Consider the following 20,616-nt stretch of genomic DNA (forward strand, 5'->3'; position numbering starts at 1 on the left):
CATCCAGGGATGATTCGGGCTGTCGGGGGCGGCGACTAATCTCGGAGTGTGGCTGATCCGTCGACCTACCGGCCCGCGCCGGGCACGATCCCCGAGGCGCCGGGGGTCTACCGCTTCTACGACGGCACCGGCCGGGTGATCTACGTAGGCAAGGCGAAGAACCTGCGCAGTCGGCTCAACTCCTACTTCGCCGACCTGTGGGGGCTGCACCAGCGCACCCAGCAGATGGTCACCACTGCCGAGTCGGTCGACTGGGTCACCGTGGGCACCGAGGTCGAGGCGCTCCAGCTCGAATACCTCTGGATCAAGCAGTACGACCCGAGATTCAACGTCCGGTACCGCGACGACAAGTCGTACCCCTACCTGGCGGTGACCCTCGACGAGGAGTATCCCCGGCTCCAGGTGATGCGCGGCGCAAAGCGCAAGGGGGTGCGCTACTTCGGGCCGTACTCGCACGCCTGGGCGATCCGCGAGACGCTCGATCTGCTGCTGCGCGTCTTCCCGGCCCGCACCTGCTCCGCCGGGGTGTTCAAGCGGGCCGGCCAGGTCGGCCGCCCCTGCCTGCTGGGTTACATCGGCAAGTGCTCGGCCCCCTGTGTCGGCAGCGTCTCCGCCGAGCGGCACCGCGAGATCGTCGACGACTTCTGCGACTTCATGGCCGGGCGCACCGACACCATGGTCCGCAAACTGGAACGCGAGATGGCCGAGGCCAGCGAGCAGTTGGAGTTCGAGCGGGCGGCCCGGCTGCGCGACGACGTCGCCGCGCTGCGCCGGGCGATGGAGAAGCAGACCGTGGTGCTCGGCGACGGCACCGACGCCGACGTGGTGGCCTTCGCGGACGACCCGCTCGAAGCCGCGGTCCAGGTCTTCCACGTGCGGGGCGGCCGGGTACGCGGCCAGCGCGGCTGGGTGGTGGAGAAGACCGAGGAACTGACCACCGGTGACCTGGTGCACCACTTCTGCACCCAGGTCTACGGCGGCGAACACGGCGAGGCCGATGTGCCACGTGAGTTGCTGGTGCCCGAGCTGCCCGCCGACGCCGACGCGTTGGCCGACTGGCTCTCCACCCACCGGGGCGGCCGGGTGACGCTGCGGGTGCCGCAGCGCGGCGACAAACGGGCCCTGATGGAGACGGTGGAACGCAACGCGAAGGACGCCCTGGCCCGGCACAAGCTCAAGCGGGCCGGTGACCTCACCACCCGCAGCAAGGCCCTCGACGAGATCACCGAGGCGCTCGGGCTGCGGACGGCGCCGCTGCGCATCGAGTGTTTCGACATCTCGCAGATCCAGGGCACCGACGTGGTGGCGAGCATGGTCGTCTTCGAGGACGGGCTGCCCCGCAAGAGCGAGTACCGGCGATTCATCATCCGGGGTGCCACCGACGACCTCTCGGCGATGTCCGAGGTGCTGCGCCGCCGCTTCGCCCGCTACCTCGACGCCCGCGCCGAGACCGGTGAGGTGGGTGTCGAAGCCGACGCCCCCCCGGCTGAGCTGGGCGCGACCGACGGCAGCGACGAGCCGCGGATCGGAACGTTGGTGGACCCGACCACCGGCCGGCCACGCAGGTTCGCGTACCCGCCGCAGCTGGTGGTGGTCGACGGCGGAGCGCCGCAGGTCGCCGCCGCCGCGCAGGCCCTCGCCGAGCTGGGTATCGACGATGTGGCGCTCTGCGGGCTGGCCAAGCGGTTGGAGGAGGTCTGGCTGCCCGACGACGACTTCCCGGTCATCCTGCCGCGCGCCTCCGAGGGGCTCTACCTGCTGCAACGGGTACGCGACGAGGCCCACCGCTTCGCCATCACCTTCCACCGGCAGCGCCGCTCCAAGCGGATGACCACCTCGGCGTTGGACAACGTCCCCGGCCTGGGCGAGGTACGCCGCAAGGCGCTGCTACGTCACTTCGGCTCGCTGAAACGCCTCTCGGCCGCCACCGTCGAGGAGATCACCGAGGTCCCCGGCGTCGGCCGCCGTACCGCCGAAGCAATCCTCACCGCCCTCCGCACCCCCACCCCCGAACCTCCCGCAAGCTGACAACATCGGGGATGTTGCGGTCTCCACGGCGTCTGGGACAGCAACATCCCCGAAAGTGCGCGGATCTTGATGAGGGTGGGCGGCACCTCAGGTGGCGTCGGCGAGCACCCCGAGGAGCTGCTCGCCGTACTTGGCCAGCTTGTTCTCGCCGACGCCGCTGATCCGGGACAGCTCGGCCAGCGACGACGGCGCGTCGGCGGCGATCTGGCGCAGCGTCGCGTCGTGGAAGATGACGTACGCGGGTACGCCCTGCTCCTTCGCGGTGGCCGCCCGCCAGGCCCGCAGCCGCTCGAACGTGCCGGCCGCCTCCGCCGGCAGCTCGGCGACCACGGTGGCCGCGCCGCGGGGCTTGGCCGCCTTCGCCGGGCGGGCCGCCTCACGACGCAGCATCACGGTACGACGCCGGCTGAGCACCTCGGCGCTGGCGTCGGTGAGTGTCAGGGTGCCGTAGTCGCCCTCGACGGCGAGCAGTCCCTCGGCGAGTAGTTGTCGGACCACGCCGCGCCACTCCGCCTCGCTCAGCTCCCCGCCGATGCCGAACACGGTAAGCGAGTCGTGTCGATGCTGGCTGATCTTGTCGGTGCTACGACCGAGCAGGATGTCGATGCAGTGCCCGGCGCCGAACCGCTGGTTGCGCTCCCGGTCCAGCCGAAAGACGGTGGAGAGCAGCTTCTGCGCGGCCACCGTGCCGTCCCAGGACTCGGGTGGCTCCAGGCAGGTGTCGCAGTTGCCGCAGCCGCCGGTGGCCGGCTCGCCGAAGTACTCCAGCAGCTGCGCCCGGCGGCAGCGGACCGTCTCGCAGAGCGCCAGCATCGCGTCGAGGTGGGCGGCGAGATTGCGCCGATGCGCCAGGTCACCCTCGGACGTGTCGATCATCTTTCGCTGCTGGACCACGTCCTGAAGCCCGTACGCCAGCCAGGCGGTCGACGGCAGGCCGTCGCGGCCGGCGCGACCGGTCTCCTGGTAGTAGCCCTCAACCGACTTCGGCAGGTCGAGGTGGGCGACGAACCGTACGTCGGGCTTGTCGATGCCCATTCCGAAGGCGATCGTCGCCACCATCACCACGCCGTCGGCGCGTAGGAAGCGCTGCTGATTGGCGGCGCGGGTGGCCGCGTCCAGGCCGGCGTGGTAGGGCAGCGCGTCGATGCCGTTGGCGACCAGAAAGTCGGCGGTCTTCTCCACCGAGGCGCGGGACAGGCAGTAGACGATGCCCGCGTCGCCGGGATGTTCGTCGCGCAGCAGGGCCAGCAGTTGCTTGCGCGGCTCCCGCTTGGGCACGATCCGGTACTGGATGTTGGGCCTGTCGAAGCTGGCCACGAAGTGCCGCGCGTCGGTGAGGCTGAGCCGGGTGGCGATCTCGGCCCGGGTGGCACTTGTCGCGGTGGCGGTCAGCGCGATGCGGGGTACGCCCGGCCAGCGTTCGTGCAGCATCGACAGGTTGAGGTAGTCGGGCCGGAAGTCGTGGCCCCACTGCGACACGCAGTGCGCCTCGTCGATGGCGAAGAGGCTGATCCGCCCCCGGTCCAGCAGGTTCAGCGTGCCCCGGCTGGCCAGCGCCTCCGGCGCGAGGTAGAGCAGGTCGATCTCGCCGGCCACGAACTCCGCCTCCACCAGCCGGCGGGTGTCCGGGTCGAGGGTGGAGTTGAGGAAACCGGCCCGCACCCCGACCGCGGTCAACGCGTCCACCTGGTCCTGCATCAGCGCGATCAGCGGCGAGATCACCACGGCGACACCGTCGCGGACCAGCGCCGGAATCTGGTAGCACAACGACTTGCCGCCGCCGGTGGGCATCAGCACCAGCGCGTCGCCGCCGGCCACCACATGGTCGATGACCTCCCGCTGGAAGCCCCGGAACGAGTCGTACCCGAAGACCCTCCGCAGCACGTCGAGCGTCGCTGTCACCTTCTCGGCGGTGGGTGCGTCGGAGGCGGCCAGGTCGGTGACGCTCACGTCGGCGGGAGAGACCATCCGAGGATTCTACGAGCCACGTTGGGTGACACGGGTTGCGGCATGTCGCGGGTATCCGCGCTGGCGGAAGCCACGACATGCCGCATCTCGCGTACCGGGTAGATCGATGACGCGGTTACCCCGCCGGTGCCGCGCCGGCGGACCCGGACGGCGAGGGCCCCAGCGGCCGGGTGGTGGCGGGTGGCACGGCGTCGCACACGGTGCCCTCAGCGGGTAGCACTCCGTCGATCAGTGCGGCGTCGATGGCCGCGTCGACGCACGGGCCGCTGGTGCGGTAGGAGGTGTGGCCGACGCCCTCGCGGGTGAGCAGGACGGCGTCCTCCAGCCGCTCCGCCATCGCCTCGGCCCAGTGGTGCGGGGACACGTTGTCCAACCGGCCGCCGACCACCAGGATCGGCGGGGCGCCCGCGCCGGTGAGTTCCCGGGTGACCCGGTCCTCATTCTCGACGGGCCACAGCGCGCAGTTGAGCGCACTGTAGGCGGCCCGGCTGCCGAGCCGTTCGCCGCGTTCGGTGATCTTCTTGGCCGCGACATGATGCTCGGACAGTTTGTCCAGCTTCGGCCAGTCGACGCATCGCACGGCGGTGTGCGGTTCCTGAAGGATCGCGAACGGGCCACCGAACGGCGCAACGGTGACGAATGAGACCACGAAGTGCAGGCCCGTGCCATCACCCTGCTGCGCGGCAAGGAGGCCCGCGGTGAGTACGGGCCAGAGTGCCCGGTTGCCCGCGGCGGCCCGTGCAGCCTCCAGGGCCATTGCCCCGTCGAGCGTGCCACCCGGCGTGAGGCCCTCGACCGGGGGGACCACCAGCGGCTTCGCCTCCAGCTTGGTGATCAGGGCGTCGAAGGCGGCCCGCGGGTCGCCGTCGCCGAACGCGCACACCTGCACGCCCTCGGCGCGGCACGTGTCGAACCAGGCGTCGAGCGTCTCTTCGTTGGAGCGGGCGACGTCGTCCAGGAGTCGCAGCGGGTCGTTCTGCCACAGGTCGGTGTCGACCGGGGCGTCGATCACCATCTGGCGTACGCGGTCGGGGAAGAGTGTGGCGTACATCGGACCCACCACCGTGCCGTACGAGGCACCGTAAAAGGTGATCTTCTCCTCGCCGAGCGCGGCACGCACCTGGTCCAGGTCGCGGGCCACGTTGTCGGTGGACAGGCTCGCCAGGAACTCGGGGCTCTGCTGGTCCAGACAGCCCTTGATGAAGGTGCGGGCGTCGATGAGCAACTTCCCGAACGGCTTCCCACCCGGGATGCGTGGGTCGCGGTTTTCGGTTGCCTGCTCGGCCCGCTGCTCGTCGGTGAGGCAGCGCACGGCACCGGACTGACCGACACCGCGCGGGTCCATGCCGACAACGTCGAACCGGGCGACGACCTCGGGCGTGTAGGGGCCGGTGTCGTTGGCGGCGTCGATGGACGCGACCGTCTCGGTAGCCGGCACCCCCGGACCACCCGGATTGATGAACAGGCTGCCGATGCGCCGGTCCGGGTCGGTGGCCCGGTGCCGGGTCACGGCGAGGCTGATCTGCTCCCCGTCGGGTTCGGTGTACTCCAGCGGCACCTCGACGGTGGCGCAGTCGAGGCTCGGCCCGCACTCCTCCCACTGCACCGGGTCCGGGATCGGGGCGGGCACGGTCGGGCCGGAGGAAGGCCGGCCCGCTGCCGCCGTACTGACCCCACCGGTGCAACCGGTCAGGGCAAGCACGGCGGCGGCCAGCACCGCGGCGGTCCGTCGGGGTACCGGTGACACGCGGGTATGTCGGAGTGAAGGTGGCATGACATCGACGCTAGGCGGGCCGGCTGGCTGCGTTCTCCGTCCAAGGCTCCGGATCCACAGACCAAAGTAGGAACGTGCCCGGTGCTGCCCGATCAGTCCGGGGGAACGAGCCCCGCCTCCTGCACGAGGAGTGCGACCTGCACGCGATTGTTGAGATCCAGCTTGGTGAGGATCGCCGACACGTGGGTCTTGACCGTGGTCAGGCCGAGGTGGTGCCGCGCGGCGATCTCCGCGTTGGTGCGCCCAGCGCCGATCTCGACCGCGACCGTCCGCTCGCGGTCGGCGAGTACGTCGAGACGGCGTCGGGCGGTGTGCTGCCGGCCGTCCTGCCCCGACTCCGCGACCCGCGCGATGAGTCGACGCGTCACCTCGGGCGAGAGCACGGGACGCCCCTGTGCCGCGTGCCGGATCGCGACGACGAGTTCGTCCGGCGGCGTGTCCTTCAGCAGGAACCCGGCCGCGCCCGCCCGTAGGGCACGCAGCACGTGGGCATCGGCGTCGAAGGTGGTGAACACGATGACCTGCGGCGCGGACGATTCGCCGCGCAGCGTTTCCGTGGCGGTGAGCCCATCGGTGCCCGGCATCCGGATGTCCATCAACACCACGTCGGGTCGGTGACGCCGGGTCAGTTCCACCGCCTCCGCGCCGTCGCTCGCCTCAGCCACTACCCGCAGATCGGGAGCTCCGCTCAGCATCATCTTCAGCCCGAACCGGACCACCGGGTCGTCGTCGACCACCAGTACGTCGATGACTGGCTGGCCGCCGACCGCGTTGTCGGCAGGCATCGGGTGGGTCACGACGGCCAGGGTAACCGGAGCCGGACCCGCCAGCCGCCCGACTCCGTCGGGCCGTGGTCGAGCTGCCCGCCCACGAGCCGGGCGCGCTCACCAAGCCCGCGCAACCCCGCCCCGGAACCGTCGGGGCGCGAGCGTGGACCCGCCGGCCGGGCGTTCACCACCTCGGCGGTCACGTGGTCGCCGGGCCGCCCGGTGATCCGGACCACCACCGGCGTACCCGGGGCGTGCTTGCGCACGTTGGTCAGGGCCTCCTGCACGAGGCGGTAGAGCGTGCGACCCGGCGTCGCCGGGAGGATCCGGTCATCGGTCGTCACCCCGGCCTCGTCCCGCAGCTCGACCGGTGTTCCGGCCTGGCGAGCCTCGTCGATCAGCTCCAGAACGTCCACGACGCCCGGCAGCGGCAGCTCGCCCACGGGGGCCCGGAGTACCCCGATCACCTCGCGGAGATCCTGCAGGGCGCGGTGCGCGTTCTCGCGGACCACCTCGGCCGCCCGCGCCCGGTCCTCGGCCGGCGCGTCGCGGGAGTAGGTGAGGGCGCCCGCATGGACGCTGAGCAACGAGAGCCGGTGTCCGAGGACGTCGTGCATCTCCCGCGCGAGCGCCTCCCGAGCCTCCCGCGCGGCGTGCTCGGCCCGCAGCAGCGCCTCGACCTCGGCTGCTGCCGCCCGCTCCCGCAGGGATGCGACCAACGCCCGGCGGCTGCGCACCGACAGTCCCCACGCCACGGTGGCGAGGTGCCCCAGCACGATGATGATGAACACCGTCAACGGTGGAGCCGTCGTCTCGGGCCACTGCAGCTGATACGTGCCGAGTGCGGCGAGACTGATCGTGCACACCACGACCGTCGCCCTGATCGAGCGGTGCACCGCGACGGTGAACAGCGCGACGATCGCGGCCGGGGCGACCGTTTCGGAGAATGAACTCGCCACGGCCAGGACGACGCCGAGCACGACCGGGAACCGGCGTCGCCACCACAGTGCGAGGTAGCCGAGCGCCCCCGTGACCCAGTCCGCGTACCGGACCCAGGCGGAAACCGGCGCGGGGTCGTTCACCTGGTCGACCACCGTGATCAGTCCCACCGCGGCGGCCAGCACGATCAGGGTGGCGTCGACCGTCCGGTCGCCCACCGCCTCGCGGAAGGTCCGCCCCGGGAGTTGCGTTGCTCCGGCCATCGGCCCGAGCTTAGAGCGCGTTGCAGCCCGAGCGAGGTTCCGTGCTACGCCGTCATGGGGCAGGCGGGACCGGCACCTGTTTGGCCCAGCGGACGTCGCCGTCGGGTTCGACGTAGCAGAACGCCACCACCAGGCGCGACGGGTCGGTCATCGGGAGGGCACCGGGCAGCAGTTGGAAGACGGCGATCAGGCTGCCGTCGGCGGTCGCGCGGGTGCCCACCGCGCCGACGTGGGGCGGGGTGGTGAACGTGCCCTCGGGGCCCTCGCGGGTGGCGGTGTCGGCGAGCCAGGCGTACCGCTCGGCCAGCACGTCGTACGCCCCGGCCCAGTTGGAACCGGTGTCGCCGTCGGCGTCCCAGCCGGCGTACGGCTGTACCACCCTCGCCGGTTCCACCCGGCCGTCGAGCAGGATGACCTGGTAGTGGCCCTTGCGGGGCGGCCCGGACCAGCGCAGCCGCAACACCACCGACTGCCGGTCGGGGTCGCCGACGACGTTGTCCACCGGCTCGGGCCAGCCGAAGGCGACGACCGCGTCCGCCACCTGGTCCGGCTCCGGCAGCACCGCCTCGACGGTCACCGCCACCTGGTCGCCGCCGCGAGCCCATTCGCGTTCGCGGTCGACGTACCGGTCCACCGTGGCCAGCACGGCGATGGTGACCGACACCAGGGCAACCACCCAGCGCAGCCGCGCCCCGTGCCTGCCCATGGCCGGAGGATAGCCGTGTCGCGCGTCGCGCGCCGTCAGTCAGCCGACACGACGGGTGCGCGCTTCCGGCGGCCTGCGGCGTGGCGACGGTACGTCCCCCCGGAGCCGGACACCGGCGAGTTAGAGTCGCTGCTTGACCATGCCCGGCCAATCGGCCGGGGCGGCACGGTTGGAGGGGCAGACGGGTGGGCGAGGCGCACACGACCGGTCACCGTGCGGGCGTACCCGGTGAGCAGACCGCGGTGCCCGCCGAAACGGACACCACACTGGTCGTGGTCACCGGTCTCTCCGGTGGTGGACGTAGCACCGTGGCCCGGGCGCTGGAGAACGTCGGCTTCTACGTCGTCGACAATCTGCCGCAGGCGCTGCTGCTGGACATGGCCGAGCTGGCCGTGAAGGCGGGTGGGGCGGCCCGGCGTACCGCGATGGTGCTGGACGTGCGCTCCCGGGCCTTCTCCACCGATCTGGCCGAGGCGATCCGGGAGCTGAAGGAGCGTGGCTACGCCCCCCGGGTGGTCTTCGTCGACGCCGACGACGAGGTGCTGATCCGCCGGTTCGAGAGCGTGCGACGCTCGCATCCGTTGCAGGGTGACGGCCGGCTCGCCGACGGCATCGCCGTCGAGCGGGGACTGCTGGAAGAGGCCCGCGACCAGGCCGACGTGATCATCGACACCAGCCACCTCAACGTGAACCAGTTGCGCCGCCGGGTCGAGGAACTGTTCGGCGGGGAGGACGCCCGCCGGTTGCGGCTCACGGTGATCTCCTTCGGCTTCAAGTACGGCCTGCCGCCGGATGCCGACTTCGTGATGGACGCCCGGTTCCTGCCCAACCCGTACTGGGTACCTGAACTGCGCGAGCACACCGGGCGTGAGGAGGCGGTCAGCGCGTACGTGCTGGGGCAGGAGGGCGCGAACGCCTTCGTCGACGCGTACGCGGACCTGGTGAACGCCACCACGGCCGGCTTCGAGCGGGAGGGCAAGCGGTACCTGACCGTGGCGGTCGGTTGCACCGGCGGCAAGCACCGCAGCGTGGCGATCGCCGAGGAGTTGGCCGCCCGGCTGCGTCGTGCCGGGCTGGCCGCCAACGCCCAACACCGCGACCTGGGGCGGGAATGACGATCCGGGTGGTGGCGTTCGGCGGCGGGCACGGCCTGGCCGCCTCGCTGCGAGCGTTGCGGCGCTGCGCCCCGGAGCTGGATCTGGACATCACGGCGGTGGTGACCGTCGGCGACGACGGCGGCTCCAGCGGCCGGCTGCGCGCCGAACGGGGCGGACTACCCCCCGGTGACCTGCGGCAGGCGCTTGTGGCGTTGGCCGGCGACCACCCCGCCACCCGACGCAGCGCGGGGTTGTTCCAGCACCGCTTCGCGGACACCACCACGGGCGGCAGGGGCGACGGGCTGGCCGGGCACGCGGTGGGCAACCTGGTGCTCTGCGGTCTGATGGAGCTGCTCGGCGACCCGGTGGCCGCCCTGGAGCACGCGGGAGCGATGCTCGGCTCGGTCGGCCGGGTGCTGCCGATGTCCCGCCAGCCGGTCGACATCGAGGCCCGGGTCCGCGGGGCCGACCCGGGACGTCCCGACGAGGTGTGCACCGTACGCGGACAGCATCAGGTCGCGGTCACCACGGGCCGGGTCGAGTCGCTTCGGCTCACCCCGCAGGCGCCGGCGGCGTGTGTCGAGGCGGTCGCCGCGATCGGCGCCGCCGACTGGCTGATCTTCGGGCCGGGCAGCTGGTACACCAGCGTGCTGCCGCACCTGCTGGTGCCGCAGCTGGCTGCGGCTATCCTGGCCAGCCCGGCCCGGCGGCTGGTCACCCTCAACCTCGCCGCCGAGAAGGAGACCCTCGGTCTCTCTGTCGCCGACCACCTGGCGGCGCTGCGCTGGTACCTGCCGGAGCTGACTGTCGACTTCGTGCTCGCCGACGCCAAGGCGGTCGGTGACCCCGAACCGGTCCACGGTGCGGCAGAATCCCTGGGAGCCCGGCTGGTCCTCGCTCCCGTCGCGGTCGACGACGGCACGCCCCGTCATGATCCGGCTGCTCTGGGCGCCGCCCTGGTGCCTGTACTGGGCGCCGATCGTTAGACACGTACGTAATCTCCGGCGACACGCCGGAACCGGTCCGTGAGGGGACGCACAATGGCGATGACGGCTGCGGTGAAGGACGAGCTGAGTCGGGTCGACGTGCCCAAGCCCTGCTGCCGGCGGGCGGAGATGGCGGCGCTGCTGCGGTTCGCCGGTGGGCTGCACATCGTGTCCGGGCGGGTGGTGGTGGAGGCCGAGCTCGACACCGGCGCGGTGGCCCGGCGGTTGCGGCGCGAGATCGCCGAGGTCTACGGCTATCCGAGCGAGATCCACGTGCTCGCCTCCGGTGGGCTGCGCAAGGGCAGCCATTTCATTGTCCGGGTCGTCAAGGACGGCGAGGCCCTGGCCCGGCAGACCGGGCTGCTCGACGTGCGCGGCCGGCCGGTACGCGGGCTGCCGCCGCACGTCGTCGCCGCCAGCGTCTGCTGCGCGGTGTCCGCCTGGCGGGGCGCGTTCATGGCGCACGGCTCGTTGACCGAGCCGGGCCGGTCCAGCGCCCTGGAGATCACCTGCCCCGGGCCGGAGTCGGCGCTGGCGCTTGTCGGCGCGGCCCGGCGGTTGGGCATCACCGCCAAGAACCGCGAGGTACGCGGCGTCGACCGGGTGGTGGTCAAGGACGGCGACGCGATCGCCGCGCTGCTCACCCGCATCGGCGCACACTCCAGTGTGCTGGCCTGGGAGGAGCGCCGGGTCCGGCGGGAGGTGCGGGCGACGGCCAACCGGCTGGCGAACTTCGACGACGCCAACCTGCGGCGTTCGGCCCGCGCGGCGGTCGCCGCCGCGGCCCGGGTGACCCGGGCGCTGGAGATCCTCGCCGACGACGCGCCGGAGCACCTCACCTCGGCCGGCCGGCTACGCCTGGAGCACCGGCAGGCCTCTCTGGAGGAGCTGGGTGCGCTGGCCGACCCGCCGCTGACCAAGGACGCCATCGCCGGGCGGATCCGCCGGTTGCTGGCGCTGGCCGACAAGCGGGCCCGCGACCTCGGCATCCCGGATACCGAAGCGGCCGTCACGCCCGACATGCTCGTGGTCTGATAGGACGGTGGGGCGACCACCCGGCGCAGCGTGGCTCAGCGCGCTCGGATAAGGTCGCTGCGTACGGCAAGGGGGCCGGCACCGGTGTTCCCCGCCGTATCCACCGCCTCGACGGCGGTCAGGTCCCTCGGACCGCGGCGGGGTGGCCGGGATGAACCGTCAACGGCCGGCTCCAACGGTCGGCGCACACAACTTCGCCGGCCGAGGGTCTCCACGCCGGCGGACCAGAACGCGAGGAGATGGGACCTGTGACCATCCGGGTTGGCATCAACGGCTTCGGCCGGATCGGCCGTAACTTCTTCCGGGCAGTGCTGGCGTCCGGCGCTGACGTCGAGGTCGTGGCCGTCAACGACCTGACCGACAACGCGACGCTCGCCCACCTGCTCAAGTACGACAGCATCCTGGGCCGCCTCCCGCAGGAGGTCAAGGCCACCGCCGACGAGATCACCGTCGGTGGCAAGTCCATCAAGGCGTACGCCGAGAAGGACCCGGCGGCGCTGCCGTGGGGCGACGTCGGCGCGGACGTGGTCATCGAGTCGACCGGCTTCTTCACCGACGCCACCAAGGCCAAGGCGCACATCGACGGCGGGGCCAAGAAGGTCATCATCTCCGCTCCGGCGAAGAACGAGGACGTCACGGTCGTGATGGGCGTCAACGACGGCCAGTACGACCCGGCGAAGCACAACATCATCTCGAACGCCTCCTGCACCACCAACTGCCTGGCGCCGATGGCGAAGGTCCTGCACGACACGTTCGGCATCCAGCAGGGTCTGATGACCACCATCCACGCGTACACCCAGGACCAGAACCTCCAGGACGCGCCGCACAAGGACCTGCGCCGGGCCCGTGCCGCCGCGCTGAACATCGTGCCGACCTCGACCGGTGCCGCGAAGGCCATCGGCCTGGTGCTGCCGGACCTCAAGGGCAAGCTCGACGGGTACGCGCTGCGGGTGCCGATCCCGACCGGCTCCGCCACCGACCTCACCGTCACCGTCGGTCGGGAGACCTCGGTGGACGAGGTCAACGCCGCGCTGAAGGCCGCCGCCGAGGGCCCGCTGCGGGGCATCCTGACCTACAACGAGGACCCGATCGTCTCCGCCGACATCGTCACCGACCCGGCGTCGTGCATCTTCGACGCGCCGCTGACCAAGGTCATCGGCAACCAGGTCAAGGTCGTCGGCTGGTACGACAACGAGTGGGGCTACTCCAACCGCCTGGTCGACCTGGTGAAGCTGGTTGGTTCGTCGCTGTGAGCATCCGTAACCTCGACGACCTGCTCGCCGAGGGGGTCTCGGGTCGGCGCGTGCTGGTGCGCGCCGACCTGAACGTCCCGCTCGACAAGCAGACCGGTGCGATCACGGACGACGGTCGGATCCGGGCGGTGCTGCCGACCCTCGGCGCGCTGACCGAGGCCGGTGCCAAGGTCGTCGTCTGCTCCCACCTGGGTCGGCCGAAGGGTGCGCCGGACCCGCAGTTCAGCCTCGCCCCGGTCGCCGGGCGGCTCGGTGAGCTGCTCGGCACGCCGGTGCACGCCGCCACCGACACGGTCGGCGAGTCCGCCCGGGCGACGGTGGCGGCGCTCGCCGACGGCGAGGTGGCGCTGCTGGAGAATCTCCGCTTCAACAAGGGGGAGACCAGCAAGGACGACGCCGAGCGGGGCGCCTTCGCCGATCAGCTCGCCGCCCTCGGCGACGTGTACGTCGACGACGCCTTCGGCGCGGTGCACCGCAAGCACGCAAGCGTCCACGACGTGCCCGCCCGGCTGCCGCACTTCGCCGGCCGGCTGGTGCTGCGCGAGGTGGAGGTGCTCTCGCAGCTCACCGGCGACCCGCAGCGGCCGTACGTGGTGGTGCTCGGCGGGTCGAAGGTCTCCGACAAGCTCGCGGTGATCGAGGCGTTGCTGCCGAAGGTCGACCGGCTGCTCATCGGTGGTGGCATGTGCTTCACCTTCCTCAAGGCCCGAGGCCACGAGGTCGGCTCCTCCCTGCTGGAGGCGGAGATGGTGGAGACCTGCCGCAACCTGCTGGAGCGTTCCGAGGGCAAGATCATGCTTCCGGTCGACGTGGTGGCCGCCGACGCGTTCGCCCCGGACGCCGCGCACGACACCGTGCCGGCCGACGGCATCCCCAGCAAGCGGGTGGGGCTGGACGTCGGCCCGAAGACGGTGGCGGGCTTCGCTGCCGCGCTGAAGGGCGCCCGGACGATCTTCTGGAACGGCCCGATGGGCGTGTTCGAGATGCCCGCCTTCGCGCACGGCACCCGTGGGGTGGCCGAGGCGATCGCCGGCTCGGACGCGTTCAGCGTGGTCGGTGGTGGTGACTCCGCCGCCGCGGTGCGGGCCCTGGGTCTGGACGAGAAGTCCTTCGGGCACATCTCGACCGGCGGTGGCGCGTCCCTGGAGTACCTGGAGGGCAAGACCCTCCCCGGCATCGCGGCTCTGGAGAACTGATGGCGAGCGCCCCCCGCCGGCCACTGATGGCCGGCAACTGGAAGATGAACCTGAACCACCTCGAGGCGAACCTGCTGGTGCAGAAGCTGGCGGCCAGCCTCACCGAGAAGCAGCTGACCGAGGTGGAGACGGTGGTGCTGCCGCCGTTCACCGACCTGCGCACGGTGCAGACCGTGGTGGAGGGCGACAAGCTGCTCATCGGCTACGGCGGACAGGACCTGTCACCGCACGCCTCCGGCGCGTACACCGGGGAGGTCTCCGGCGCGATGCTGGCCAAGCTCGGCTGCACGTACGTGGTGGTCGGGCACTCCGAGCGGCGGCAGTACCACCGTGAGGACGACGCGTTGGTGGGCGCCAAGGTGCAGGCGGCGCTGACCCACGGGCTCACCCCGATCCTCTGCGTGGGGGAGGGGCTGGACGTCCGGGAGCAGGGCACCCACGTGGCGCACTGCACCGACCAGCTCGACGCTGCCCTCAAGGGGCTCAGCCCGGAGCAGGTGCTCCGGGTGGTGGTCGCGTACGAGCCGGTCTGGGCGATCGGCACCGGCAAGACGGCCACCCCGGAGGACGCCCAGGAGGTGTGTGGCGCGCTGCGGGCCCGGCTGGCCGAGACCGTGGACCAGGCCACCGCCGACGGCGTACGCATCCTCTACGGCGGCTCGGTGAAGTCGTCGAACGTCGCCTCGATCATGGCGCAGCCGGACGTGGACGGCGCCCTGGTGGGCGGCGCCAGCCTGGACGCCGAGGAGTTCGCGAAGATCTGCCGGTTCCCGGAGCACATCTCCGGCTGATCGCTCGCTATCCTTGACTCCGCCCGTCCGCCGGTCGGTGCCGCCGTGCCCGAACTGCCCGGGCGAGGATCGTAACGAGAGGACTGACCCCCGCCATGCCGATCTGGTTCGCCTACACGTTGATCGTGTTGCTGGTCATCACGAGCGTCCTGCTCACCCTGCTGATCCTGCTGCACCGAGGCAAGGGCGGTGGGATGTCCAGCATGTTCGGCGGTGGCGTCAGCTCCAGCCTGGCCGGCTCGTCGGTGGCCGAGAAGAACCTGGACCGCTACACCGTGCTGGTGGGCATCGTCTGGTTCGCCTGCATCATCGGGCTCGGTCTCTGGCTCCGGCTTGAGGTGGGTACGGGCGTCTGATTCGACCCCCGAGGCGTACAATCTGCGCGCGGTCCGTCACCCGACGGGCCGCGCGCAGTCCGTTTCACCCGCTGCACCGCGTCGCCCGCCGTCCACCCCCCGACGGCGGTCCCCTCCGACGACAGGAGTCAGCGCCGTGCCGAACGGCCACGTCATCCGGGGCGCCCGCGTCGGGTCCGCGCCCCCACGTCCCCCCGAACGCCACCAGCCGGTCCCGTGCCGGTCGGTCAGCTACTGGTGTCGCAACGGGCACCGCACCGACATCCGGATCGTCGCCGACGTGGCGGCCCCGACCGTCTGGGACTGCCCCCGTTGCGGGCTGCCCGCCGGTCAGGACGCCCAGGATCCGCCGGGCCGTACCCGGGCCGAGCCGTACAAGACCCACCTGGCGTACGTGAAGGAACGTCGTACCGACGCCGAGGGGGAGGCGATCCTCGCCGAGGCTCTCGCCGCGCTACGCCAGCGCCGCGGCCGGTCGTAGCTTCGGGCCCGCCGCCGGCCGCGTCAGCGCAGGCTGCGGAAGCGGGCCGGCAGGTCGGCCGCCGCGGCCCGGTCCAGCAGCCAGAGGGTACGCCCGGTGCCCTGCACGCCGGCCGCCGGCACCTGTACCGGGCCGGCACCGGACAGCGCCATGCCGACCGCGTGCGCCTTGTCGCCGCCACCGGCCACCAGCCACACCTCCTCGGCGGTGTTGATCGTCGGGAGGGTGAGGGTGATGCGTACCGGCGGCGGCTTCGGGCTGCCCCGCACCGCGCTGACGGGTCGGCTCTCGTAGTGGACCGGGTGCTCCGGGAAGACCGAGGCGACGTGCCCGTCCTCGCCGACGCCGAGCATCAGCACGTCGAAGTGGGGCAGCAGGGCGGTGCCGGGCCGGGCCGCCTGGGCGAGTTCTGCCGCGTACCGGGCGGCGGCCTCCTCCGGGTCGGCGTCGCCGTCCGAGGCCGGCATGGCGTGGATCCGGGCCGGGTCCACCGGCAACGCGTCGAGCAACGCCGCGCGGGCCTGGGTCTCGTTGCGCTCCGGGTCTCCGGAGGGCAGGAACCGTTCGTCGCCCCACCAGAAGTCGACCCGGGACCAGTCGACCGCGTCCCGGGCGGGCAGTGCGCCCACCGCTCGGTAGACCGCCGCGGCGATCCGACCGCCGGTGAGCACCACCGACGCCTGGCCGCGTGCGGCCTGGGCGTCGAGCAGTCGCACCACCAGTCGGGCCGCGACCGCCTGCGCCAGCAGGTCGGCGTCGGCGTGGACGGCGACACTCGCCTCACTCATGGTGTCCTTCCGCGACCGCCGGGCGGTCGGTGTCGTGCGTACCGGAGGGGTGGGAGGGTCAGGAGCCGGCGTTCGTCGTGGCGTGGGCGGCGACGCCGGCCTCGGCCCGCTGGGCGGTGGCCGGGTCCTTCCAGACGTGCACCCGCTGGCTGGGCCGTCGATCCAAGTTGTTGAGCCCGGCGAAAGCGCCCAACGCCTCCGCGTACACCTGGTCGGTGCCGAGCCGGCGCAGCTCCTCGGCCAGTTCGTCGCCGAGCGGCCGGCGCACCAGCGGCAGGATCCGATCCTCCTGGCCGGTACGCCGGAACGTGGCCACGCTGTCCTCGCGGGTCAGCGTCAACTCGTCGCCGTTGGCACAACGCAACTGGACCTCCCGCATCCGGGGGAACTCCCGGGTCCGGTCCCAGCGCGGCTTGATGCCGAGCCGGCTGCGCAGCCAGCCCCGCATCAGCGCGGCGGTCGGGTCGGTGGGTGGCGCGACCACCGCCGCCTCGGTGAGCTGGGCGTCCGTGGTGTCGAACGCGCCGGCCACCAGGGTGCGCCACGGGGTGATCCTGGTCCAGGCGAGGTCGGTGTCGCCGGAGAAGTAGTCGCGGGCCCGCTGCCGCAGTGCCGCGATCGGGTCGGCGGCCTGCGCGGAGTCGGTGATGCGCCGGTCGGCCACCACACCGAGGAAGTCGGTGGCGATCTCCTCCGGCGGCTCACCGTGCCACCAGGTGACCACCGGTACGTCCGGCACCAGCAGCGGCATGACCACGGACTCGGCGTGCAGCGCCAGCCGACCGTACATCCGCATCACCACGGCCTCGCAGGGGCCCAGCCGCCCGCCGACCACGATCTCGGCGTCGAGCCGGTTGCGGTCGCGGTCCACGTCGGAGCGAACCACCACCAGCAGCCGGCACGGATGCGCGGCGGCGGCGATGGTGGCTGCCGCCTCCGCCTCGCGGACCCGCTTCTCGTCGACCACCACGATCAGGGTCAGCGCCATTCCGCTGGCCACCCCGCCCGCGCTGCGTCGTTCCGCGGCGAGCGCCTTGACCACCTCGTTGCCGGTGGTGTCCCACAGTCCGATCACCGCAGCCTCCTGCTTCGCTCGCCTCGCGCCGCCTCGCTCCGCTCACCGGCGGCGCGAGACGCCACGCTGCTGAGCCTGATGGTTCGCTCGCTTCGCTCGCTCACGCCCGCCGCCAGGCCCGGCCCTCGCGGGCCAGCATCTCGTCGGCGGCCCGGGGGCCCCACTCGCCGGAGCGGTAGGGCTCGGGCTTGGTGCCCTCCCAGGCGTGCTCCAGCGGGTCCACCACGGCCCAGCTCTGCTCGACCTCGGCGGCGTCCGGGAACAGCGTCCGGTCGCCGATCAGCACATCCAGCACCAGCCGCTCGTACGCCTCCGGGCTGGACTCGGTGAACGCTTCGCCGTACTGGAAGTCCATCGCGATGTCGCGGACCTCCATCGTGGTGCCGGGCACCTTCGAACCGAACTTGAGCACCACGCCCTCGTCCGGCTGGACCCGGATCACCAGCTGGTTGTTGCCGAGCATCTCCATGTCGGCCGGATTGAACGGCAGGTGCGGCGCCTGCTTGAACATCACCGCGACCTCGGTGACCCGCCGCGGCAGCCGCTTGCCGGCCCGGATGTAGAACGGCACCTCCGCCCACCGGCGGTTCTGAATGCCCAGCCGCACCGCCACGTACGTCTCGGTGGTCGACGTCGACGGGACGCCGTCCTCCTCCAGGTAGCCCCTGGCCCGCTGCCCGCCGACCCAGCCGGGCAGGTACTGACCGCGTACCGTGCCCTGGGTGACGTCCTTCGGCAACGTGATGGCCTTGAGCACCTTGAGCTTCTCGGCCCGGATCTCGTCGGCGTCGAAGCTGGTCGGCTCCTCCATCGCCACCAGGGCGAGCAGTTGCAGCAGGTGGTTCTGCAACACGTCGCGGGCGGTGCCGACCGAGTCGTAGAACCCCGCCCGGCTACCGATACCCACGTCCTCGGCCATGGTGATCTGCACCGAGTCGACGTACTGCGAGTTCCACAGCGGCTCGAAGAGGCTGTTGGCGAAGCGTAGGGCGAGGATGTTCTGAACCGTCTCCTTGCCCAGGTAGTGGTCGATGCGGAAGACATCCTGCCGGGTGAAGACGTCGTCGACCAGGTCGTTGAGCGCCTTGGCCGAGGGCAGGTCGTTGCCGAACGGCTTCTCCACCACCACCCGGCGCCAACCGCCGCACTTCTCGTTGTCGGCCATGCCGGTGCGGGCCAGCTGCTTGAGCACCACCGGGAACGCCGCCGGTGGGATGGAGAAGTAGAAGGCCGCGTTGCCGTGGATGCCGTGGCTGTCGCGCAGACCGTCCAGGCAGCGGGCGAGGTTGTCAAAGGCGGTGTCGTCGTCGAACGACCCGCCGACGAACTTGATGTTGTGTTCGAGTCGCGACCACACCTCCTCCCGCCACGGGGTCCGGGCGTGGGCCATTGCCGCCTCGCGGGCCAGCGAAGCGAAATCGCCGTCGCCCCAGTCCCGCCGGGCGAACCCGACGACCACGAAGCCGGGCGGCAGCAGCCCCCGGTTGGCCAGGTCGTAGACCGCAGGTAGCAGTTTCTTCTGAGCCAGGTCACCGGTCACCCCGAAGATCACCAGAGCACATGGCTCCGGAATTCGGGGCAAACGCCGATCCTGCGGGTCGCGCAGCGGGTTCACGCCGCCTCCTCGCTCCGCTCGTCCACGTCGTCCATCGTCATGCCCGTAGCGACCCATCGCGCCAAGGCCCGCCGACCGATCGGTCGGATGCCGGTGCGGCAGCGGACGTCACCGACCGGCCAGGGACGCCGGCCACCGCCGGCGACTCCCCGACAGGAGTACGGGTTGCCGGGCACCGGTAGATCAACGTCGACCGTACCGGTTGTCTGAAGAAAGCTACCCACCTGCGAACCGTTCGCGTAGCGCCACCGACCCACGCCGCCACCCGATGCAGGTGGCGGCGTGGGTGCTGCCGGACGGCAGCGTCACGCGTTTCCTCCGGCGCGCGCGGCGGCGTCGGCGTTGCCCCGGGCGGCGTCGCCGGGACTGCTGCTGCCCTGACCGGCGGCGGCCAGCGACTTGCGGACACCGTCGAGCAGTTCCTGCCAGCTCGCCTCGAACTTCTCCACACCCTCCCGCTCCAGGGTGGCGATCACGTCGGCCAGGTCCACGCCCACCGACTCCAGGGCGGCGAAGACCCCCCGGGCGTCGTCGTACGCGCCGGTGACCGTGTCCGGGTGGGTCTCGCCGTGCTCGGCGTAGGCGTGGATGACCGGCTCCGGCATGGTGTTGACCGTGCCCGGCGCGATCAGCTCCTCGACGTAGATGACGTCCCGGTAATCCGGATTCTTGGTCGAGGTGGAGGCCCACAGCGGGCGCTGCGGGTGGGCACCGGCGTCAGCCAGCGCCCGCCACCGGTCGGTGGAGAAGACCTCGCTGTAGCGCTCGAACGCCAACCGGGCGTTGGCCACCGCCGCCTTGCCACGCAGCGCCTTGGCCTCGGTGGAGCCGATCTTCTCCAGCCGGGCGTCGACCTCGCTGTCGACCCGGGAGACGAAGAACGAGGCCACCGAGCCGATCGTGCTCAGGTCGTGGCCGTTCGCCTTGGCCTGCTCCAGCCCGGCCAGGAACGCCTCCATCACCTGGGAGTAGCGGTCCAGGCCGAAGATGAGCGTGACGTTGACGCTGATCCCCTCGGCCAGCGCCGCGGTGATCGCCGGCAGACCGGCCTCGGTCGCCGGGATCTTGATGAACAGGTTCGGCCGGTCGACCAGCCACCACAGCGCCCGGGCCTCGGCCACGGTGCGTTGCGAATCGTGGGCCAGCCGCGGATCCACCTCGATGGAGACCCGGCCATCGACGCCCGCGCTGGCGTCGTACGACGGGCGCATCACGTCGCAGGCCCACCGCACGTCGTACGTGGTGAGCATGCGGACGGCCTCTTCCACGTCGACGCCCCGGGCGGCCAGGTCCCGCAGCTGCCAGTCGTACTCGTCGGCGTCGCTCAACGCCTTCGCGAAGATGGTCGGGTTGGTGGTGACCCCGACCACGTGCTTGTCCCGGCGCAGCTGGTCCAGCCCGCCGGAGTTCAGACGTACCCGGGATAGATCGTCGAGCCAGACCGCCACTCCCGCGGCGGTCAGCTCGCCCAGCCTGTCGGTCGTCATGTGCGCCAACG

At 71.7% G+C, this 20,616-nt stretch carries 18 protein-coding genes; 9 read left to right on the top strand and 9 right to left on the bottom strand.

Going from position 1 to position 20,616, the window contains the following annotated elements:
• Window positions 1-48: 48 nt before the first annotated feature.
• Window positions 49-2,028, top strand: a complete 1,980-nt coding sequence (uvrC, locus tag Vse01_RS05270) for an excinuclease ABC subunit UvrC (RefSeq protein ID WP_093401460.1) — start codon at window positions 49-51, stop codon at window positions 2,026-2,028.
• A gap of 87 nt (window positions 2,029-2,115) precedes the next feature.
• Here uvrC and recQ read toward each other — a convergent pair whose 3' ends face one another.
• From recQ to Vse01_RS05295, 5 genes are all read right to left on the bottom strand, one after another.
• Window positions 2,116-3,996 (bottom strand): DNA helicase RecQ, encoded by a 1,881-nt coding sequence (gene recQ / locus Vse01_RS05275; protein WP_093401459.1) that lies wholly within the window; start codon window positions 3,994-3,996, stop codon window positions 2,116-2,118.
• 115 nt (window positions 3,997-4,111) lie between these two features.
• Window positions 4,112-5,770 carry an alpha/beta hydrolase gene (locus tag Vse01_RS05280; protein WP_093401458.1) on the bottom strand — a complete coding sequence of 553 codons (1,659 nt, stop codon included), beginning with the start codon at window positions 5,768-5,770 and terminating at the stop codon, window positions 4,112-4,114.
• A 92-nt stretch (window positions 5,771-5,862) separates the two neighbouring features.
• Window positions 5,863-6,555: a response regulator gene (locus Vse01_RS05285; protein ID WP_093401611.1), complete on the bottom strand. Its 693-nt coding sequence runs from the start codon at window positions 6,553-6,555 to the stop codon at window positions 5,863-5,865.
• Window positions 6,556-6,563: 8 nt separating this feature from the next.
• A complete protein-coding gene (locus Vse01_RS05290; protein WP_093401457.1) occupies window positions 6,564-7,739 on the bottom strand; it encodes a sensor histidine kinase in 1,176 nt (391 codons plus the stop codon).
• Window positions 7,740-7,791: 52 nt separating this feature from the next.
• The gene (locus Vse01_RS05295; protein WP_093401456.1) at window positions 7,792-8,445 is read right to left on the bottom strand and encodes a hypothetical protein; all 654 of its coding nucleotides are present in this window, start codon (window positions 8,443-8,445) and stop codon (window positions 7,792-7,794) included.
• Between the two features lie 242 nt (window positions 8,446-8,687).
• Between Vse01_RS05295 and rapZ the strand changes: the two genes are divergently transcribed.
• The 8 genes from rapZ (at window position 8,688) to Vse01_RS05335 (ending at window position 15,640) form a co-directional block, all read left to right on the top strand.
• Window positions 8,688-9,560: an RNase adapter RapZ gene (rapZ, locus tag Vse01_RS05300; RefSeq protein WP_093401610.1), complete on the top strand. Its 873-nt coding sequence runs from the start codon at window positions 8,688-8,690 to the stop codon at window positions 9,558-9,560.
• The gene (locus tag Vse01_RS05305; RefSeq protein ID WP_093401455.1) at window positions 9,557-10,528 is read left to right on the top strand and encodes a gluconeogenesis factor YvcK family protein; all 972 of its coding nucleotides are present in this window, start codon (window positions 9,557-9,559) and stop codon (window positions 10,526-10,528) included. Before rapZ ends, Vse01_RS05305 begins: the two co-directional genes overlap by 4 nt.
• A gap of 54 nt (window positions 10,529-10,582) precedes the next feature.
• Window positions 10,583-11,563, top strand: a complete 981-nt coding sequence (gene whiA / locus Vse01_RS05310) for a DNA-binding protein WhiA (RefSeq protein WP_093401454.1) — start codon at window positions 10,583-10,585, stop codon at window positions 11,561-11,563.
• Between the two features lie 248 nt (window positions 11,564-11,811).
• Window positions 11,812-12,816 (top strand): type I glyceraldehyde-3-phosphate dehydrogenase, encoded by a 1,005-nt coding sequence (gene gap / locus Vse01_RS05315; protein WP_093401453.1) that lies wholly within the window; start codon window positions 11,812-11,814, stop codon window positions 12,814-12,816.
• Entirely contained in the window at window positions 12,813-14,012 is a 1,200-nt protein-coding gene (locus Vse01_RS05320) for a phosphoglycerate kinase (RefSeq protein WP_093401452.1), read from the top strand. The genes gap and Vse01_RS05320 overlap by 4 nt, the downstream gene beginning before the upstream one ends.
• Entirely contained in the window at window positions 14,012-14,803 is a 792-nt protein-coding gene (gene tpiA, locus Vse01_RS05325) for a triose-phosphate isomerase (protein WP_093401451.1), read from the top strand. Before Vse01_RS05320 ends, tpiA begins: the two co-directional genes overlap by 1 nt.
• A 95-nt stretch (window positions 14,804-14,898) precedes the next feature.
• On the top strand, window positions 14,899-15,159 hold the full coding sequence (secG, locus tag Vse01_RS05330; RefSeq protein ID WP_093401450.1) for a preprotein translocase subunit SecG: 261 nt from the start codon (window positions 14,899-14,901) through the stop codon (window positions 15,157-15,159).
• 136 nt (window positions 15,160-15,295) lie between these two features.
• Complete coding sequence (locus Vse01_RS05335) at window positions 15,296-15,640, top strand: RNA polymerase-binding protein RbpA (RefSeq protein WP_093401449.1); 345 nt, start codon at window positions 15,296-15,298, stop codon at window positions 15,638-15,640.
• A 23-nt stretch (window positions 15,641-15,663) separates the two neighbouring features.
• Here Vse01_RS05335 and pgl read toward each other — a convergent pair whose 3' ends face one another.
• The 4 genes from pgl to tal all read right to left on the bottom strand — a co-directional run bounded on the left by pgl (window position 15,664) and on the right by tal (window position 20,605).
• Window positions 15,664-16,428, bottom strand: a complete 765-nt coding sequence (gene pgl / locus Vse01_RS05340) for a 6-phosphogluconolactonase (RefSeq protein WP_093401448.1) — start codon at window positions 16,426-16,428, stop codon at window positions 15,664-15,666.
• Between the two features lie 58 nt (window positions 16,429-16,486).
• Window positions 16,487-17,503 (bottom strand): glucose-6-phosphate dehydrogenase assembly protein OpcA, encoded by a 1,017-nt coding sequence (locus tag Vse01_RS05345; protein WP_093401447.1) that lies wholly within the window; start codon window positions 17,501-17,503, stop codon window positions 16,487-16,489.
• 100 nt (window positions 17,504-17,603) lie between these two features.
• Window positions 17,604-19,175 (bottom strand): glucose-6-phosphate dehydrogenase, encoded by a 1,572-nt coding sequence (zwf, locus tag Vse01_RS05350; protein ID WP_093401446.1) that lies wholly within the window; start codon window positions 19,173-19,175, stop codon window positions 17,604-17,606.
• Window positions 19,176-19,423: 248 nt separating this feature from the next.
• Window positions 19,424-20,605: a transaldolase gene (gene tal / locus Vse01_RS05355; RefSeq protein WP_093401445.1), complete on the bottom strand. Its 1,182-nt coding sequence runs from the start codon at window positions 20,603-20,605 to the stop codon at window positions 19,424-19,426.
• Window positions 20,606-20,616 lie beyond the last annotated feature (11 nt).

This window comes from Micromonospora sediminimaris (assembly GCF_016863575.1).
GTDB lineage: Bacteria > Actinomycetota > Actinomycetes > Mycobacteriales > Micromonosporaceae > Micromonospora > Micromonospora sediminimaris.

Coding starts and splice junctions, on each gene's coding strand:
- recQ (WP_093401459.1), bottom strand. CDS start 3,996: ATGGTCTCTCCCGCCGACGTGAGCGTCACCGACCTGGCCGCCTCCGAC.
- Vse01_RS05280 (WP_093401458.1), bottom strand. CDS start 5,770: ATGCCACCTTCACTCCGACATACCCGCGTGTCACCGGTACCCCGACGG.
- Vse01_RS05285 (WP_093401611.1), bottom strand. CDS start 6,555: ATGCCTGCCGACAACGCGGTCGGCGGCCAGCCAGTCATCGACGTACTG.
- Vse01_RS05290 (WP_093401457.1), bottom strand. CDS start 7,739: ATGGCCGGAGCAACGCAACTCCCGGGGCGGACCTTCCGCGAGGCGGTG.
- Vse01_RS05295 (WP_093401456.1), bottom strand. CDS start 8,445: ATGGGCAGGCACGGGGCGCGGCTGCGCTGGGTGGTTGCCCTGGTGTCG.
- Vse01_RS05305 (WP_093401455.1), top strand. CDS start 9,557: ATGACGATCCGGGTGGTGGCGTTCGGCGGCGGGCACGGCCTGGCCGCC.
- whiA (WP_093401454.1), top strand. CDS start 10,583: ATGGCGATGACGGCTGCGGTGAAGGACGAGCTGAGTCGGGTCGACGTG.
- tpiA (WP_093401451.1), top strand. CDS start 14,012: ATGGCGAGCGCCCCCCGCCGGCCACTGATGGCCGGCAACTGGAAGATG.
- secG (WP_093401450.1), top strand. CDS start 14,899: ATGCCGATCTGGTTCGCCTACACGTTGATCGTGTTGCTGGTCATCACG.
- pgl (WP_093401448.1), bottom strand. CDS start 16,428: ATGAGTGAGGCGAGTGTCGCCGTCCACGCCGACGCCGACCTGCTGGCG.
- zwf (WP_093401446.1), bottom strand. CDS start 19,175: ATGGGTCGCTACGGGCATGACGATGGACGACGTGGACGAGCGGAGCGA.
- tal (WP_093401445.1), bottom strand. CDS start 20,605: ATGACGACCGACAGGCTGGGCGAGCTGACCGCCGCGGGAGTGGCGGTC.